The following is a 16,405-nucleotide window of genomic DNA, read 5'->3' as shown; positions in this document are numbered from 1 at the left end:
ATCAGGATGTACCCGACTTAATTTTTATCTAGTAATTGTCGCCTGATTTCACGATTTCTAACTGCGCTCAAGGCGAAAAAGTATATGTTTTAACCGATTTTTGGCCGTTTTAGGCTACTTTTTAAGCGATTCTGCTCCGGCAATAACCTTGTTTTTGAGGCCTTCTTTGTAAGCCAGAATTTTCTCCAGCACATGCTCATTTGAAGCACCGATTATCTGGGCGGCCAGAATACCGGCATTTAAAGCGCCATCAAGAGCGACGGTAGCCACAGGAACTCCACCCGGCATTTGTAATATAGAAAGTACAGAATCCCAACCATCAATCGAGTTGCGTGATTTTACAGGAACTCCAATCACAGGAAGCGGAGATAAAGAAGCGATCATACCCGGAAGATGCGCAGCGCCGCCGGCACCAGCGATTATTACCTTTATGCCACGATCATGCGCATTTTTGCCATAGTCAAATAATTTCTCCGGAGTACGGTGTGCTGAAACGATATCAACTTCTGTCTCAATGCCAAAATCTTTTAAAATATCTATCGCAGCCTGCATAACCGGAAGGTCACTGGTGCTGCCCATTATTATTCCTACAGCCATTAGTTTGTTTTAAAGTCTCTCTTGTAGTTTTATTAATTCTTGAGTGTCTATAAATTTTTTAAAGTTCATTGCTTTAAGTCCTCTTATTAGTTTCTTGTCGCCAGTCCATAAAAAAGATTCTAATGCTAAAGTGAGGGCAATAAACGGTGTGTCATCTTCATCAATCTTATGAGTGATATCGTATGCTATTTGCCAAATATCCGGCTTTATATTTTCAACATCAATAAACTCGATAATTTTAAATAAGGAAAGCTTTAAATACTCAAATTCTGAAGATGAATAGCTTGAAATTTTTAAAATTTTTGATTTATGATTTTCCAGTTCTTCTTTTAAAAAAGAAGGAGCATAAAACTGAATGTGATTAGGACTGCTTAATATAACATTGCTTATATGTCCGGTTGGGGAAAGTAAGGCGCTAAAAATGATATTCGTATCAATAACAACAATCATTTAATAAACTTCTCTTTATTCTTTTTCCACCAATCAGATTTAGATTTTTTAGAAAGATTGTCAATTTGGTGTGAAGTAGCAGTGCTTTTAGAAGTAGTCTCACTAAATCTGATATAATCTAAAATACGTTGCAAGCCTATCAAGCCCACGTTTTCAGGTACTCTAATTATAAATTGATTATTTTCCTTTTCTATTTGCATTCTTAAAAATACTTTATTTTTTGTACTCTGAAGTAATTACTCGTATTGATTTTTTAACTTCTTCTGCGATTTTACGGGCTTCTGCCAGATCGCTGTTTATGATGGTGACATGCCCCATTTTTCGGAAAGGACGCGTCTGCCGTTTTCCATAAATATGCGGGGTTACTCCTTTCAAGGCCATAATCTTTTCAATATTTTCATATCTCACCTGGCCGGTATGTCCTTCTGCACCCACCAGATTTACCATTACTGCACCTACTTTGCTTTCGGTTTCGCCAAGAGGCAGATTAAGTATTGCGCGCAGGTGTTGTTCAAACTGATTGGTATAACTGCCTTCAATGCTATAATGACCGCTATTGTGCGGGCGTGGTGCAACTTCATTTACCAGAACTTCATCATTTTTGGTTTGAAACATTTCTACAGCGAGCAAACCCACATGACCAAATGCCTCTGAAACCTGGGTCGCCAATGCTCTTGCTTTTGCAGCAACTGCTTCATCAATTCGTGCCGGGCAGATCACATATTCTACCTGATTAGCTTCCGGGTGAAATTCCATTTCAACAACAGGATAGGTTTTTACTTCTCCATCCGGATTGCGAACGACAATAACTGCGAGTTCATTTTTAAACGGAATCATTTCTTCTGCAATGCAAGGCGTGTCTGCAAGATCGTTAACGTCCTGCTCTTTTCTAATTACGCTCACACCTTTGCCGTCATAGCCGCCCTGTGTGCTTTTCCAGATAAAAGGGAAATCATGCTTAGAAGCTTCAACAGCATTTTGCAATTCGGCTTTTGTATTGTATTTCGCGAAAGCGGCAGTAGGAATATTATGTTTAGTGTAAAATTCTTTCTGAATTCCCTTATCCTGAATTAATCGCAAAGTCTGCGGGCTGGGGTACACTTTTATACCTTCGGCTTCTAATTTTTCGAGCGCGTCAACATTTACGGTCTCTATCTCAAAAGTGAGTACGTCGCATTTTTTTCCAAAATTATAAACGGTATCAAAATCGAGCAGATCTCCTACTTCAAAATGATTTGCTGCCAGTCTTGCCGGTGCTTCTGGGTTAGGATCTACAACGCGTGTTGCAATATCAAACTTTCTTGTTTCGTAAAGGAGCATTTTACCCAGTTGGCCTCCGCCTAAAATTCCCAGGGTAAAATCTGATGAAAAATAATTGGTCATTTATGAACTATTTTCGGCTTTTTTTGCCTAAAAATCGCAGGATTAAAGCGATATTTTATGCGTGAAAGTGCCACGCAAAAGTAAAGGATTAACAGCTAATTAGCGAACGCCTTTAAATAAAGTTAACAATGCTTATCTTTGCCGCTTTCAGGGTGTAACTTATGCCGAAATGTGATGATAAAACTGCACAATCTTTATTTTGAGAAGTACATTAGTAAGCACAAGATAGAACAGGCAATTGATCTAGTTGCTCAGTCTATTAATGCCGAATATAAAGGTAAAAATCCCATTTTTGTGGTGGTTCTTAATGGTGCTTTTCATTTTGCTTCTGATTTAATTAGTCGTTTTGAAGGTGACTGTGAGGTTGAGTTTATAAAAATGAGCTCTTATGACGGTACAGAAAGTACGGGGAATGTAATAGTTGATATTCCGCTTGACTTTGAGATAGAAGATCGTGAAATCATCATTGTAGAAGATATTGTAGACAGCGGCCAGACGATTGAGAAATTAATAGGTATGCTCGCTCAGGGCGGAATTGCAAACTACAAGATCGCAACGCTCTTTTTTAAACCTGAAGCATACACTAAAGAATATAAAATACATTATCCCGGCCTTAAAATCCCAAATGATTTTATCGTGGGCTACGGGTTAGATTATAACGGGTTGGGGCGTAACCTCAATGAAGTATATAAATTAAAATCGACTCAAATGACCAATCTGGTATTGTTTGGCCCTCCGGGAGCCGGTAAAGGGACACAAGCCAATGTTTTAAAAGAAAAGTATAATCTCGTTCATATCTCTACAGGAGATGTTTTTCGTTACAACATAAAGAATAAGACCGAACTGGGAACTCTGGCAAAATCTTATATGGATAAAGGTCAACTTGTGCCTGATTCTGTTACGATAGATATGCTTGCCGCAGAAGTAGAAAAAAATGCAGATGGAAAAGGTTTTATTTTTGATGGTTTCCCAAGAACCTCTGCTCAGGCAAAAGCTCTTGATGAACTTTTAGAAAGTAAGGGAACAGCAGTTTCTGCAATGGTGGCGCTAGAAGTTGATGATGAGGTCTTGGTAAAACGTCTTTTAGAACGTGGTAAAACCTCAGGAAGACCAGATGATTCTAATGAAGAAGTGATACGCAGACGCATTAGAGTATATTATGAAGAAACTGCGATTCTAAAAAGCTTCTATGAAGCAAAAGACAAATACTTTGGTGTTGACGGTGTAGGAAGTATTGAGGAAATCACTGAAAGGTTAAGTGTGGTTATTGATCAACTAGTGTAGTTGTAGATCATAAAAATTATATTGAATAGAAAGAGTCATGACAGAAGGGAATTTTGTTGATTATGTGAAAATGCATATTTCCTCAGGGAAAGGTGGTGCGGGTTCTGCCCATTTACGCAGAGAAAAATATGTAGCCTTTGGTGGTCCCGATGGCGGTGATGGCGGTAGAGGAGGTCATGTGATTTTTAAAACAAATCCTAACCTCTGGACGCTCCTTCACCTCAAGTTTAAAAGACACATTAAAGCCGGTCACGGCGAGAACGGCAGCAAGCAACAAAGTACCGGTGCAGACGGGGAAGATGTGTATATTGAAGTTCCGCTTGGTACAGTTTTAAGAGATACAGAAACGCAAGAGATAATAACTGAACTTACCGAGGAAAATCAGGAATATATTATTGCTGAAGGAGGTATGGGAGGCCGCGGGAATTCTCATTTTAAAACATCAACAAATCAAACTCCGCGCTACGCACAGCCAGGTATTCCCGGGCAGGAAATTGATATTACGATCGAGCTGAAAATATTGGCAGATGTAGGGCTTGTAGGATTTCCTAATGCAGGAAAATCGACTCTTTTATCTGTAATAACGGCTGCAAAGCCTAAAATTGCAGACTATGAATTTACTACCTTAAAACCAAATTTAGGAATTGTTCAGTACAGAGATCTTCAGACTTTTGTAATGGCAGATATACCCGGGATTATAGAGGGAGCGGCAGAAGGAAAAGGTTTAGGATATCGCTTTTTACGTCATATTGAGCGCAATTCTACCTTGCTTTTTATGATACCTGCAGATGCTGATGATGTAGCAGAGCAATATCGCATTTTGCTACACGAATTAGAAAAGTATAATCCTGAGATGCTTGATAAAGACCGTTTAATTGCAATAACAAAAAGTGATATGCTTGATGCGGAATTAAAAGCAGAATTGAAGGCAGAATTAGATAAGACGTTGCCTTTATCTTATATGTTTATCTCATCTGTAGCACAGCAGGGGCTTACGGAGCTAAAAGATAAACTTTGGGCGATGCTGAATAAAAATGACGAAGCTCTTCAAAGTTAATTATAGAATCCTCCAGCCTATTACTTTAAGTTTTCTTTAAACTGAAAACCTCTTTTTTTCGTTACATTTAGAAAAAGAGTGATATGAGAAATTTAATATTTATTTGCCTCGCAGTAGTAGTTGCTTCTTGTGCTTCTACTAATGTTGACTATGATTATGATAAGCAGGCGAATTTCAATAGTTTTAAAACCTATAATTACTTACCAGATATGCAATCTGGTTTAAGTCAGTTAGATTTAAACCGCGTTATGAAGGCAACAGATAGTATTCTGCAAAGCCGCGGTTATATTAAAGCAGCTAATCCTGATCTTTTTGTAAACTTTATGAGCGACAGGTATGAAGATGCCAGCAGAAATAGTATTGGCATCGGCATAGGTGGCGGTGGCGGTAATGTAGGCGTAGGAGTGGGCGGCGGAATTCCTATAGGAGGTCGCACCACACATCAAACCTTAACCGTAGACCTTGTAGATGCACAAAAAGATGCTTTGATCTGGCAGGCAGTGAGCGATAGTAACATGAATTTAAATACTAATCCGCAAGGCAGACAGGACTATTTCACGAAAGTAATGGAAAAAATATTTAAGAAATTTCCTCCTGAAAATTAGAAATAGAATTTCAGTTACCACAATACTTCAGTGAACTGGCGCGTTTTTTGTTTAGATTTGTTTAAACCTGATCATTTTATGCGCAACCTGTTTTTTCTGTTTCTTTTTCCGCTTGCTTTGTTTTCACAGCAAAGCAATTTTGAGATTGCAGAGAACTACTTCAAAAAAGAGCAATTTCAAAAGGCACAACCACTTTTTGAAAGTTATCTAAAAATCCACCCAAAAGACCCAAAAACCCGCGAATATCTGGGCGATATTTCCGCTTACGCGAAAGACTGGGATGGCGCAATAGATTATTATAAAGATCTTGTTGAAGAAAATAATAAGAATGCTAATTATCAATTTAAGTATGGTGGTGCTCTGGGTATGAAAGCGCTAAGCATAAGTAAATTAAGGGCAGTTACCTATATTGACGACATAAAAGAACATTTTACTAAAGCTGCAGAACTTGATTCTCAACATATAGAAACACGATGGGCGCTGGTAGAACTCTATTTGCAGTTACCGGGAATAGTGGGAGGAAGTGTGAGTAAAGCAGAAAAATACGCCGCTGAGCTTCAAGCGATTTCTCCTGTAGACGGTTATCTTTCTAAAGGCTACATCGCAGAATATGAGCATGACGCAGAAAGAGCAGAATATTTTTACAAAAAAGCCATTGAAGTAGGTGGCTCCGCCCATACTTATGAAAAATTGACCAGTCTCTATGAAAGTAACGATGAGCCTCAAAAAGCTATAGACACGGCTGCTGCATCTTTCAAAATTCACAAACGCAATCAATTAAATTATCAGATCGGGAAGATTGCTGCCCAATACAACATGGAGTCGCAATTGGGTATTGATTGTTTAAAGCGATACATAGAAAATCATACTGTAAAAGATGGTGTTCCCGTAGACTGGGCATATTTTAGACTTGCTCAGATCTATAAAAACATTGGGAATAAAGAACGAGCACTTCAATACATTGATAAGGCTTTGGCTAAAAATCCTGAATTTGAAGAAGCACTTGAAGAACGATCTGCTATTCAACTTTTGTAAGATTATATCTTAATTTTTCGTTTCACGATCTACTAAAGATCGCCTTTCTCTTGCGTACTAAAATCTTATATTTACCATATATAAAAGATAATTATGCGCGTACATTTTATTGCAATAGGCGGCAGTGCTATGCACAATCTTGCTCTGGCACTTAATCAAAAAGGATATGTTGTTACGGGAAGTGATGACACTATTTTTGAACCATCTAAAACGCGTTTAAAAAATGCAGGACTTTTGCCAGAAGAATATGGCTGGTTTCCGGAAAAAATAAGCGGCGATTTAGATGCAGTTATTTTAGGGATGCATGCAAAAGCTGACAATCCAGAATTGTTGCAAGCACAGGAGTTAGGTGTAAAGATTTATTCCTATCCTGAGTTTTTATATGAGCAGTCAAAAGATAAAACGCGGGTTGTAATTGGCGGGTCGCACGGTAAGACCACAATAACATCCATGATTCTTCACGTGCTGCATTATCATGGTCACGAAGTAGATTTTATGTTGGGAGCTCAGCTGGAGGGTTTTGATACCATGGTGCATCTCACAGAAGATAATGATTTTATCTTACTCGAGGGTGATGAATACTTGTCATCTCCTATTGACAGGCGTCCTAAATTCCATTTATATCAACCCAATATTGCGCTTATAAGTGGCATTGCCTGGGATCACATTAATGTTTTCCCTACTTATGAAAATTATGTAGAGCAGTTTGAAATTTTTGCAAATTCAATTTCAAGAGGTGGTATCTTAGTTTACAATGCAGAAGATGCAGAGGTTAAGCGTATTGCTGAAGCTGCCACTGCGCCCACCCGTAAACATCCTTATACTACTCCAGAATATACAGTAGAGAATGGAGAAACGCTTTTAGAAACACCGGAAGGACCAATGCCAATATCGGTATTTGGAGCGCACAATCTCAATAATCTCGCCGGTGCCAAATGGATTTGCCAGCATATGGGAGTTGATGAAGACGATTTTTATGAGGCTATATCAAGCTTTCAGGGAGCATCAAAGCGTTTAGAAAAAATAGGTGAAACCGCAGATAATGTGGCATACAAAGATTTTGCACATTCTCCTTCAAAAGTAAAAGCTACTACAGATGCTGTAAAACAACAATATCCTGAGAGAAAGCTTATTGCCTGTCTTGAATTACATACGTATAGTAGCTTAAATTCTGAATTTCTTTCGCTATATAAAGGTTCGCTTAATGCTGCAGAAGAAGCTGTAGTTTTTTATTCGCCAGAAGCTGTGTCTATAAAAAAGCTGAAAAACATATCAAAAGAGGAGATTTTTAAGGCTTTTGACCGGGAAGATCTTCAGGTTTTTACAGATGCCGAAGCTTTTAAAGAATACCTTTTTGGTTTAAAATTAGATAAAACTGCATTGCTACTTATGAGTAGTGGTAATTATGGCGGACTAAACTTTGAAGACATAAACAGAATTCTATAAACTGCTTTACTTCTGTAGATAGGAAGCTATTAGAAATACATTTTATATTTTTATCTAAAGCACATCTATGGCAGAATCTCCAGAGTACTTTTCAATTAAAAATTGGTCATTAGATGATCGTCCACGCGAGAAACTTTTGCAAAAAGGAAGAACGTCGCTAAGCAATGCAGAGCTTATCGCTATTTTAATAGGTAGTGGTAGCCGCAATGAAAGCGCAGTAAGTTTGAGTCAGCGTATTTTATCTTCTGTAGGCAATAATTTAAATGAACTGGGCAAGCTGGAAATTTCTCAATTAATGAAATTTAAAGGTATAGGTGAAGCAAAGGCAGTAACTATTGCCGCTGCTTTAGAAATAGGCAGAAGGCGCCGTAGTGAGGATGCATTAGAGCGCGATAAGATAAGTGGCAGCTCCTCTGTATTTGAGATTCTCCAGCCCATTTTGGGAGAATTACCGCATGAAGAATTTTGGATCATGTATCTCAACAATTCAAATAAGGTGATTCAAAAAAATCAGTTGAGTAAAGGAGGGATAACTGGAACTTTAGTAGATGTTAGATTAGTGCTTAAAAAGGCTTTAGAATTAGGAGCAACCTCATTAATTTTGGCACATAACCACCCTTCAGGCGCCCTTAAACCCAGTCAGGCAGATAAGGCACTTACCAAAAAACTTTCTTTAGCTTCTCAAAGTCTTGATATAAAAGTTTTGGATCATTTAATAGTTACTGAAAATGCATACTTTAGTTTTGCTGATGAAGGTCTCATTTGAGAAATGTAATCGTTAAATAAGACTTTTGCCAAAAAAATAGATTCTGATGCTTTTAGTATATACGCATAAAATAACGCCCAGATTGATTTATTCATTTAAGCACATCTGTACGCGCATTTTAAGAATACCAGTGCGATTTACAACAACTGTAGATGAGTTTATCGTTCATGATAGCCTTAAACTTTCTTACACCACAAAACCGCTGGGTAAAGAACTACATATTAAAAGTCAGGAAGTGTTATTTGAGCAGGGCATTGCAGATATGGAGATCAATGTGCAGAAGTGGGAAAATACGAAGTGCTTCTTTCCTACAGGTCCTAAAAGCATGGTGCCCTATGATATTTTTGCAGCGGCATTTGTATTGCTAAGCAGATATGAGGAATTTCTACCCCATGTAAAAGACAGCGCCGGTAGATTTCCGGCGGCTGAAAGTCTGGGTTATCAACAAGGCTTTCTAGAACAACCTGTTATTGATATGTGGGCTGTTATTTTTAAGGGGCAATTAGCAGATAGATTTCCGGGATATAAATGGGCAGATGACCAGCCTTATAAGATGCAGGCTCTAATTGATGTAGAGCAGGCTTATGATTTTTACCAAATAGGAATAATGCGGGAGTTGGGCGGAATCTTCAGCGACCTTTCTAAGTTACACATTAGTAGGATATGGGGCAGGCTACGGGTAAATCTGGGTTTGCGAAAAGATCCTTATGATACATTTAGCTGGTTGATCAATGTTCAAAAAAAGGCCAGTCACAAATTCATTTATTTCTTTCAGGTAGGTGATTATTCTACGTACACTAAGAACATAAGATACAATAAAGGGAGGTTTAGAGAGCTTATTAAGATGGTAGGCGATTATGCACAGATAGGATTGCTTTTTTCTAAAGAGGCATTAGGTAATCCTAAGCAAATGAAAATAGAAAAAAGGCGAATAGAAGGCATAACCAATAAACCGCTCAATGCTGTGAGATGCACAAATCACATGATTAGTTTGCCAGAGCACTACCGGGAGATGGTTCAGGAAGAAGCAGAAAATGACTACTCAATGGGCTATCCTGATACTTTAGGATTTAGGGCAGGTACCTGCACGCCCTTTTTATTTTATGATATGGATTACGAGAGTCCTACGCCGTTATTAATACATCCCGTATGTGCACAGTCTGGCGTTTTTGAATCACACAATATGCCAGAGCAACAGCTAAACAAAGCGCTTGATTCTTTTTTAAGTATGCAGGAATTAGTAAAAGATGTGAATGGGCATTTTATTTTCAGTTTCAAGAACAAATCATTTACCGGTAAGGGCGACGACGAGGGGCAGTGGAAACAATTTTTTAGACAATTAGTTCATGAGTAAGATATTAAATATAAAGCACGTTTTTTTTGATTTGGATCATACGATTTGGGATTTTGATAAAAATTCTGCAATGGCATTTGATTCAATATTTATTAAGAATAGAATTGATATAGAAACTTCTAAATTTCTTGAAGAATATATTCCAATAAATTTTCAATACTGGAAATATTTTAGAGAGGGACAAATCACAAAAGAACAGCTGAGGTATAGCCGTTTGAAAAAGTCTTTTGATAATCTAAATATAGAAATCGACGATCACTTAATCAATAAATTAGCAGACGATTATATCGCCTTTTTACCCGATAATAACCACCTTTTTGAAGGTACTTTAGCGCTGCTTGAATATCTTAATAACCATTATCATTTACATATAATTACAAATGGTTTTGAAGAAGTGCAATTAAAGAAATTGAAAAATTCAAAAATTGATCATTTTTTTAAGTCGGTTACTACAAGTGAGTCTGTAGGGGTAAAAAAACCAGATCCTAAAATATTTAGATACGCCCTTGAAATAGCTGAAGCGACCCATGCTGAAAGTGTTATGATAGGAGATACGTATGAAGCAGATATTCTAGGGGCTCGCGGCGTTGGCATGCAAACCATCTGCTTTAATTATCACAAAGCAAATTTGCACAGTGATGAGCGAGTTGTAAATACGCTATCAGAAATACTTAATTACCTCTAGCAATAAGTCAAGCCTTTTCTCGTTTTTCAAAATAAAACTCTCCATGCTAAAAAGAATAGGAGTAAAGGCACTTATAATTTTATATGTGCTTTTACAAACAGGTTGCGTGCGCGACATTGACCTCGATCAGGCAGATGAATTTGCCACAGAGCAGGACGTTGACCTCGATCTTATTTACTTCACACTAGATGCTCAAAATTTCACAGATGAAACCGGAGCTATAATAGAGCCCGCTACTACGCAGGAAACACGGGTAGAATTGTTTGATGATGAGTTTTTTCAGGAAAACCTTGAAGAGCTCGGGTTGTATGTGAGAATTGAAAACACCTTTTTTCAAGGCTTTATTACCACACTCAACTTTCTTGATGAAGAAGGCAACATTACGTATAGCGTGCAGATAAATGTCACAGGAAGTACAAATGACCAGCCGGTAACTACTATCTATGATGAGGTAATTACAGGTGAAGATCTTGATTTGATAAGAGCCTCTATTTCTATATCAATTGCTACAGAGATTATTCCCGACGGTAATCCTGTTTCAGGAGAGCTAAACTTTCAGTCTAAGTTGAGATACCATTTGACTTTTTGATATGAAGTATTTTTTAGCACTTATATTTATCTTCATAGTAGTCTGGTCAACAATGGCTCAAAACCAGATACAACTTTATAATGTAGATGGTTTGCCACAAAGTTTGCTTTTAAATCCCGGGACAGATGTTAGTTTTGATATGCACATTGGTGTGCCACTACTCTCTGGATTTCATATACAGGGAGGTTCTACGGGAGTAACATTTTATGATCTTTTTAAAAAGGATAACAATTCTACTTTCAATGACAGAATTAGAGAACAAGTTTTTTCGCTTTCGCGGAAGGATTATTTTACAGTAAATGAAAATCTCGAAATATTAAGTTTGGGTTTACGTCTGCCTAATGGTGATTATCTTTCTGGCGGGTGGTATCAGGAAACTGACGCTATACTTTATTTTCCTAAAGACCCTGCTATATTAGCTTACGAGGGTAATTCAGATTACATCGGTAAACATTTTGATGTTTCAGATGCGGTGACCAAAGGTGAGATCCTGTCTGTTTTTCATTTAGGATACACCAGAAAAGTAAATGAATCACTCATCTTGGGGCTTAGAGGTAAGGTTTATGGTAGTATGTTCAGTTTTGAAAGTATTGATAATACAGGTGAGTTTGTTACAAATCTATCACCCGAAGGAAATAATATTTATACACATGAACTAATCAATACAAATGCCGTATTGCAAACTTCAGGCACAAATGGTTTTGACAATTTGACTCCTTCGCAATTGCTGAAAAATTCGCTAATTAGCGGTAATATGGGTGTGGGCTTAGATTTCGGTTTTACCTATAAATTTGCCGATAATTGGCAGGTAACGGGGAGTTTTGTAGATCTTGGTTTAATTGCGCATACAGCGAAAACAAAAAAGTATTATCTACGCGGTAATTACACATTAGAAGGGATAGGATTTGCTTTTCCCGCAGCAGTAGGCGATGATGCAAATCCTGAATATTTTGACGATCTGGAAGACGATTTTAATAAGAATGTAAAGTACGGGGATTTTTCTGATGATAAATATTTCACATGGAGACCACTAAAGGTATATGGCTCGATTGATTACACATTTAACGGTGACCAGAGTTGCGACTGCTTAAAACCAAACAAAAGAGATAGTTTTACCCGTGCAGGTTTGCAATTTGCAGCAATAAAGAGGCCTTTATCTCCACAAGTAGCTGTGACTGGATTTGTAGACACCGGTCTTTCAGAAATTTTTAGAGGTAAACTTACCTACACTGTAGATAGTTATTCTTTTACTAATGTGGGTTTTTTAGTTTCCGCGCAGCTAAATAAATTTAATTTGTATCTGGCTGCAGATAATGTGCTAGAGTATGTTAATTTAGCAAAGGCAAATAATTTTTCAATGCAATTAGGAATGCAATTTGTCATTCATAAAAGAAGATAATAATGAGAAAAGCAGCGATTTTAATTTTACTTGTAATAGGTTCTTTAAGCACATACGGTCAGGAACTCAACGCATATAAATATGTAATTGTACCCAATAAATTTGGTTTTTTAAATGCAGATGATGAATTTCAGGTCAATAGCCTCACAAAATTCTTATTTAATAAATATGGCTTTGAGGCATTTATAAAAGGAGAGGAGTTGCCAGATGATATAAATACAAGCACTAACAACTGTAATACACTTTATGCAGACGCAACCAGCAGTGGTTTTTTAAGTACAAAAATTGTACTGACTCTGGCAGATTGTATGGGTAAAGTCGTTTACACCTCACCAGAAGGGAAAAGTAAGATAAAAGAATATAAAGAAGCTTATCACGAGGCCATGCGCGACGCTTTTGCAGATATAGCAGAAATGGACTATGAGTATACTGGCAGTGCAATGACAGCTCGAGGCGAAACATCAGCACCAACTGTTAGCGCTACCAGCCCACAAGCAGTTACTGAAGCCGAAACGCCTAAAACAGTAGTTGTTTCTAGTTACGAGAAAGTAGAAAAGCCGGTAAATATTGTTGAAAATCAACCAAAAGAGGTACAAAATCAGCCTGAAGAGACAGTAAAATCGCCTGAGAAAATTGAAATTTCTACAGCAGCTCAAACCCCTGCTAAGAACTATACCAGTACCGATGGAAGCTATAAATTACAACTTACAGAAAAAGGCTTTGATATTTATGAAGGCGAAAACAAAATAGGTAGCGCCTCTAAAACGGCAGCTGGCTCCTATTTTGTAAATACGTCTCAATTTGCGGGTGTTGGTTATATAAATGCCGAAGGAGAATTTGTTGTAGAACGAGAAATTAAAGGTGTTTCAGGTTTAGTAAAAATGATCTTCAGCAGTAACTAATAATTATATTTATCATCCCATCTCGATTTTAGGAACTTGCGAATACCTTCTTCACGGGCATTGTTTCCCGGCTCATAGAACTTCGTATTTTTCACCTCATTGGGTAAATATTCCTGATTTGCAAAGTTACCAGCTCCGTTATGCGCATATTGATAGTCTGCACCATAACCCAGGTCTTTCATAAGTTTTGTAGGAGCGTTACGTAAGTGAAGGGGAACAGGCAGATTTCCTGTTTGCTTAACGAGTTGTTGAGCCTTGTTTATAGCCATATAAGATGCATTGCTTTTAGGAGAGGTGGCCAGATAGGTCACGCATTGACTCAAAATTATTCGAGCTTCCGGGTAACCAATTGTATTCACGCCTGCAAAAGTATTATTTGCTATCACCAATGCTGTGGGGTTTGCATTCCCAATATCTTCTGAAGCTAAAATAATAAGGCGTCTGGCAATAAATTTAAGATCTTCGCCACCTTCTATCATACGTGCTAACCAATAAACCGCTGCATTAGGATCACTGCCACGTATAGATTTTATAAATGCTGAAATGATGTCATAATGTTGTTCTCCGGTTTTATCATATAACACCGTATTTTGTTGTACTTTTTTGAGTACCATTTCATTGGTGATAACTACATCATTAGAAGCTTCAGTAGTTACAATGAGCTCAAAAATATTCAGCAGTTTTCTTGCGTCCCCACCACTTAGTCTTAAAAGCGCTTCCGTTTCTTTTAGTTCAATATTTTTTTTCGCAATAATGCAATCTTCTTTTATAGCTCTTTTAATTAGAGCCTTAAGATCGTCTGCAGAAAATGGTTTAAGAATGTAAACCTGACAGCGAGAAAGCAGGGCGGGGATAACCTCAAAACTTGGGTTCTCTGTAGTTGCACCAATAAGTGTTACCCAACCTTTTTCTACTGCACCTAGCAGTGAGTCCTGCTGGGATTTACTAAATCTATGAATCTCATCTATAAAAAGTATAGGGTTCTTCTGTGTAAATAGTCCGCCAGAAGATTTTGCCTTTTCAATTACCTCGCGTACATCTTTTACGCCGCTATTGATTGCGCTAAGCGTATAGAACGGTCTTTTTGATTCTTCTGCGATAATGGTGGCTAAAGTGGTTTTGCCCACACCAGGAGGTCCCCAAAGGATAATTGAAGGTATAATTCCGGCATTTATGGCAACAGTTAATGAGCCATCTTTGCCTACAAGATGATCCTGACTAAGATAGTCACTAAGTTGTCGAGGTCTTAATCGTTCAGCTAGAGGTGCGTTCATGGTTTAAAATTATCCAATTTTTATAAGGTAATATGACATAGTTGCCAGTTTTCTTTTTTGGTCAAAATGTTGCTATACTAACGTATGAATTTTAAAGATGATATGGGGGATTTTAAATTTACAAACCGGGTGATCCTCTATCCCGTTCTTTTTGTTCTGCTTATGTGGCTGGTGTTTTGGGCAGAGCTAAAGCTTAATTTAGATTTTACTAGTTATGGAGTATTACCTCGAACCCTTTCCGGACTACGTGGTATTTTTTTCGCTCCTTTTATTCATGCAAATTTGAATCATTTGCTAAGTAATAGTTTACCTGTATTGTTACTAATGGCAGGGCTTTTCTATTTCTATCAAAGAGTCGCACTTACAGTAATATGCTTACTGTTTTTGTTAACAGGAATAGGAACCTGGAGTGTAGGAAGAGAAGCTTACCATATAGGAGCTAGTGGAATCGTTTATGGTCTTGCATCCTTTTTATTTTTTAAAGGTATCTGGGCGAGACACTATCGCCTTACGGCTTTTTCGCTTGTGGTGGTTTTCATCTACGGAAGCCTTGTCTGGGGTGTTATGCCTATAGATTCTGAAATGAGTTGGGAAGGACATTTGTCAGGCTTTTTATCCGGATTTGGATTAGCTTTTCTAATTAAAAATAGAATAGCCAAGCCAAAAAAATATGATTGGGAAAAAGAGGATTTTAATCCGGAAACAGATCCTTTTCTAAGACAATTTGATGAACAGGGTAATTTTATAGATCCTGTTTACGAAGATGAATCTGTAGAGGATGAATTAGACGATTAATTAAAACCTTTGTCTTACCACTTCATATAAAAAAGCTCCACAAGCTACAGAAACATTTAATGAACTTATTTTTCCGCTCATTGGTAGTTTAGCTTTGTCATCTACAAGCTTTAATAAACCTTGTGTAACGCCTTTCCCTTCACTTCCCATTATAATTGCGGTAGGTTTAGTAAAATCTACATCATAAATTAATTTGTCCGCTTTTTCGGTAGCTGCAAGCACTTGTACTCCGGATCCTTGTAAATAGAACAAAGCATCCTTAAGGTGATCAACTTTACAAATGGGTAGATTGAAAATAGCCCCCGCTGATGTCTTAACTGTGTCTTCTGTAACCGGCGCTCCACCAGATTTTGGTATAATAATAGCGTCAACTCCCGTGCATTCTGCAGTTCTAATAATAGCTCCAAAGTTACGAACGTCTGTAAGTTGGTCAAGCAAAAGAAATAGTGCTGGTTTTTCTGCTGCTAGAATAGCTTCAGCTGTGGCTTCAAAATTCGCGAATTGAATAGGGGAGATAGTAGCTATTGCTCCCTGATGATTTTGGTCAGATAGCTTATGTAATTTTTCAGGCGGAACATAGGAAACTGAGATGCCTTCTGTTTGTATTAATCCTTCTAGCTGCTTTGATAAGGGATTAGTAAGATCTTTTTGAAGATATATTTTGCCTATTTCCTTACCTGCTTTAATGGCTTCAATAATAGCGCGTGTGCCGTAGATTTTTTGATTCATGCAGCAAATGTATGAAACTTATAAAATGAATGGTGTATAGCTTTAAAAATAAAAA

The 16,405-nt window shown here is 37.6% G+C and carries 18 protein-coding genes; 12 read left to right on the top strand and 6 right to left on the bottom strand.

The window, feature by feature from the left end; translation table 11 throughout:
- Positions 1 to 114 precede the first annotated feature (114 nt).
- The 4 genes from purE to ACH3PA_RS04000 are packed head-to-tail and all read right to left on the bottom strand — an operon-like array spanning position 115 to position 2,430.
- Positions 115 to 597, bottom strand: a complete 483-nt coding sequence (gene purE / locus ACH3PA_RS04015; protein WP_416448430.1) for a 5-(carboxyamino)imidazole ribonucleotide mutase — start codon at positions 595 to 597, stop codon at positions 115 to 117.
- 9 nt (positions 598 to 606) lie between these two features.
- Complete coding sequence (locus tag ACH3PA_RS04010) at positions 607 to 1,047, bottom strand: PIN domain-containing protein (protein WP_416440115.1); 441 nt, start codon at positions 1,045 to 1,047, stop codon at positions 607 to 609.
- Positions 1,044 to 1,247 carry a hypothetical protein gene (locus ACH3PA_RS04005; RefSeq protein ID WP_416440117.1) on the bottom strand — a complete coding sequence of 68 codons (204 nt, stop codon included), beginning with the start codon at positions 1,245 to 1,247 and terminating at the stop codon, positions 1,044 to 1,046. The genes ACH3PA_RS04010 and ACH3PA_RS04005 overlap by 4 nt, the downstream gene beginning before the upstream one ends.
- Positions 1,248 to 1,260: 13 nt before the next feature.
- A complete protein-coding gene (locus ACH3PA_RS04000) occupies positions 1,261 to 2,430 on the bottom strand; it encodes a 5-(carboxyamino)imidazole ribonucleotide synthase (protein WP_416448429.1) in 1,170 nt (389 codons plus the stop codon).
- 174 nt (positions 2,431 to 2,604) lie between these two features.
- Here ACH3PA_RS04000 and ACH3PA_RS03995 point away from each other — a divergent pair, with 174 nt between their 5' ends.
- From ACH3PA_RS03995 to ACH3PA_RS03945, 11 genes are all read left to right on the top strand, one after another.
- Positions 2,605 to 3,714, top strand: a complete 1,110-nt coding sequence (locus tag ACH3PA_RS03995) for an adenylate kinase (RefSeq protein WP_416448428.1) — start codon at positions 2,605 to 2,607, stop codon at positions 3,712 to 3,714.
- A gap of 37 nt (positions 3,715 to 3,751) precedes the next feature.
- Entirely contained in the window at positions 3,752 to 4,771 is a 1,020-nt protein-coding gene (gene obgE / locus ACH3PA_RS03990; protein ID WP_416448427.1) for a GTPase ObgE, read from the top strand.
- Between the two features lie 83 nt (positions 4,772 to 4,854).
- The gene (locus ACH3PA_RS03985; RefSeq protein WP_416448426.1) at positions 4,855 to 5,376 is read left to right on the top strand and encodes a DUF4136 domain-containing protein; all 522 of its coding nucleotides are present in this window, start codon (positions 4,855 to 4,857) and stop codon (positions 5,374 to 5,376) included.
- 78 nt (positions 5,377 to 5,454) lie between these two features.
- On the top strand, positions 5,455 to 6,411 hold the full coding sequence (locus ACH3PA_RS03980; RefSeq protein WP_416448425.1) for a tetratricopeptide repeat protein: 957 nt from the start codon (positions 5,455 to 5,457) through the stop codon (positions 6,409 to 6,411).
- Between the two features lie 93 nt (positions 6,412 to 6,504).
- Entirely contained in the window at positions 6,505 to 7,857 is a 1,353-nt protein-coding gene (locus tag ACH3PA_RS03975; protein ID WP_416448424.1) for a UDP-N-acetylmuramate--L-alanine ligase, read from the top strand.
- A gap of 67 nt (positions 7,858 to 7,924) precedes the next feature.
- Complete coding sequence (gene radC, locus ACH3PA_RS03970; protein WP_416440131.1) at positions 7,925 to 8,623, top strand: RadC family protein; 699 nt, start codon at positions 7,925 to 7,927, stop codon at positions 8,621 to 8,623.
- Positions 8,624 to 8,669: 46 nt separating this feature from the next.
- Positions 8,670 to 9,977, top strand: coding sequence for a polysaccharide deacetylase family protein (locus tag ACH3PA_RS03965; protein WP_416440133.1), 1,308 nt, complete (start codon positions 8,670 to 8,672; stop codon positions 9,975 to 9,977).
- Positions 9,970 to 10,662: a YjjG family noncanonical pyrimidine nucleotidase gene (locus ACH3PA_RS03960; protein ID WP_416448423.1), complete on the top strand. Its 693-nt coding sequence runs from the start codon at positions 9,970 to 9,972 to the stop codon at positions 10,660 to 10,662. Before ACH3PA_RS03965 ends, ACH3PA_RS03960 begins: the two co-directional genes overlap by 8 nt.
- Before the next feature lie 43 nt (positions 10,663 to 10,705).
- Entirely contained in the window at positions 10,706 to 11,251 is a 546-nt protein-coding gene (locus tag ACH3PA_RS03955) for a hypothetical protein (RefSeq protein ID WP_416440137.1), read from the top strand.
- A 1-nt stretch (position 11,252) separates the two neighbouring features.
- Positions 11,253 to 12,650 (top strand): DUF5723 family protein, encoded by a 1,398-nt coding sequence (locus ACH3PA_RS03950; RefSeq protein WP_416440139.1) that lies wholly within the window; start codon positions 11,253 to 11,255, stop codon positions 12,648 to 12,650.
- Positions 12,651 to 12,652: 2 nt separating this feature from the next.
- Entirely contained in the window at positions 12,653 to 13,552 is a 900-nt protein-coding gene (locus ACH3PA_RS03945; protein ID WP_416440141.1) for a hypothetical protein, read from the top strand.
- Here the strand turns inward: ACH3PA_RS03945 and ACH3PA_RS03940 are convergent.
- Positions 13,549 to 14,826: a replication-associated recombination protein A gene (locus ACH3PA_RS03940; protein ID WP_416440143.1), complete on the bottom strand. Its 1,278-nt coding sequence runs from the start codon at positions 14,824 to 14,826 to the stop codon at positions 13,549 to 13,551. The two genes, ACH3PA_RS03945 and ACH3PA_RS03940, sit on opposite strands and share 4 nt — an antisense overlap.
- Before the next feature lie 84 nt (positions 14,827 to 14,910).
- Between ACH3PA_RS03940 and ACH3PA_RS03935 the strand changes: the two genes are divergently transcribed.
- Entirely contained in the window at positions 14,911 to 15,621 is a 711-nt protein-coding gene (locus ACH3PA_RS03935) for a rhomboid family intramembrane serine protease (RefSeq protein WP_416440145.1), read from the top strand.
- On the opposite strand, the gene rlmB is transcribed toward ACH3PA_RS03935, so the two are convergent.
- Positions 15,622 to 16,350, bottom strand: coding sequence for a 23S rRNA (guanosine(2251)-2'-O)-methyltransferase RlmB (gene rlmB / locus ACH3PA_RS03930; RefSeq protein WP_416440147.1), 729 nt, complete (start codon positions 16,348 to 16,350; stop codon positions 15,622 to 15,624).
- Positions 16,351 to 16,405: the final 55 nt, after the last annotated feature.

The organism is Leeuwenhoekiella sp. A2 (genome assembly GCF_047946655.1).
Classification (GTDB): domain Bacteria; phylum Bacteroidota; class Bacteroidia; order Flavobacteriales; family Flavobacteriaceae; genus Leeuwenhoekiella.
Note: the sequence above shows the minus strand (reverse complement) of the source record. Positions and strands in the feature narration are given on the sequence as shown.

What these genes read in the sequence shown, in the direction of transcription:
- ACH3PA_RS03980 (WP_416448425.1), top strand. Translation starts at nt 5,455, where the DNA reads ATGCGCAACCTGTTTTTTCTGTTTCTTTTTCCGCTTGCTTTGTTTTCA.
- ACH3PA_RS03965 (WP_416440133.1), top strand. Translation starts at nt 8,670, where the DNA reads ATGCTTTTAGTATATACGCATAAAATAACGCCCAGATTGATTTATTCA.
- ACH3PA_RS03985 (WP_416448426.1), top strand. Translation starts at nt 4,855, where the DNA reads ATGAGAAATTTAATATTTATTTGCCTCGCAGTAGTAGTTGCTTCTTGT.
- ACH3PA_RS04005 (WP_416440117.1), bottom strand. Translation starts at nt 1,247, where the DNA reads ATGCAAATAGAAAAGGAAAATAATCAATTTATAATTAGAGTACCTGAA.
- ACH3PA_RS03945 (WP_416440141.1), top strand. Translation starts at nt 12,653, where the DNA reads ATGAGAAAAGCAGCGATTTTAATTTTACTTGTAATAGGTTCTTTAAGC.
- ACH3PA_RS03940 (WP_416440143.1), bottom strand. Translation starts at nt 14,826, where the DNA reads ATGAACGCACCTCTAGCTGAACGATTAAGACCTCGACAACTTAGTGAC.
- ACH3PA_RS03955 (WP_416440137.1), top strand. Translation starts at nt 10,706, where the DNA reads ATGCTAAAAAGAATAGGAGTAAAGGCACTTATAATTTTATATGTGCTT.
- ACH3PA_RS03960 (WP_416448423.1), top strand. Translation starts at nt 9,970, where the DNA reads ATGAGTAAGATATTAAATATAAAGCACGTTTTTTTTGATTTGGATCAT.
- ACH3PA_RS03950 (WP_416440139.1), top strand. Translation starts at nt 11,253, where the DNA reads ATGAAGTATTTTTTAGCACTTATATTTATCTTCATAGTAGTCTGGTCA.
- obgE (WP_416448427.1), top strand. Translation starts at nt 3,752, where the DNA reads ATGACAGAAGGGAATTTTGTTGATTATGTGAAAATGCATATTTCCTCA.
- ACH3PA_RS04000 (WP_416448429.1), bottom strand. Translation starts at nt 2,430, where the DNA reads ATGACCAATTATTTTTCATCAGATTTTACCCTGGGAATTTTAGGCGGA.
- ACH3PA_RS03935 (WP_416440145.1), top strand. Translation starts at nt 14,911, where the DNA reads ATGAATTTTAAAGATGATATGGGGGATTTTAAATTTACAAACCGGGTG.
- radC (WP_416440131.1), top strand. Translation starts at nt 7,925, where the DNA reads ATGGCAGAATCTCCAGAGTACTTTTCAATTAAAAATTGGTCATTAGAT.
- purE (WP_416448430.1), bottom strand. Translation starts at nt 597, where the DNA reads ATGGCTGTAGGAATAATAATGGGCAGCACCAGTGACCTTCCGGTTATG.
- ACH3PA_RS04010 (WP_416440115.1), bottom strand. Translation starts at nt 1,047, where the DNA reads ATGATTGTTGTTATTGATACGAATATCATTTTTAGCGCCTTACTTTCC.
- rlmB (WP_416440147.1), bottom strand. Translation starts at nt 16,350, where the DNA reads ATGAATCAAAAAATCTACGGCACACGCGCTATTATTGAAGCCATTAAA.
- ACH3PA_RS03975 (WP_416448424.1), top strand. Translation starts at nt 6,505, where the DNA reads ATGCGCGTACATTTTATTGCAATAGGCGGCAGTGCTATGCACAATCTT.
- ACH3PA_RS03995 (WP_416448428.1), top strand. Translation starts at nt 2,605, where the DNA reads ATGATAAAACTGCACAATCTTTATTTTGAGAAGTACATTAGTAAGCAC.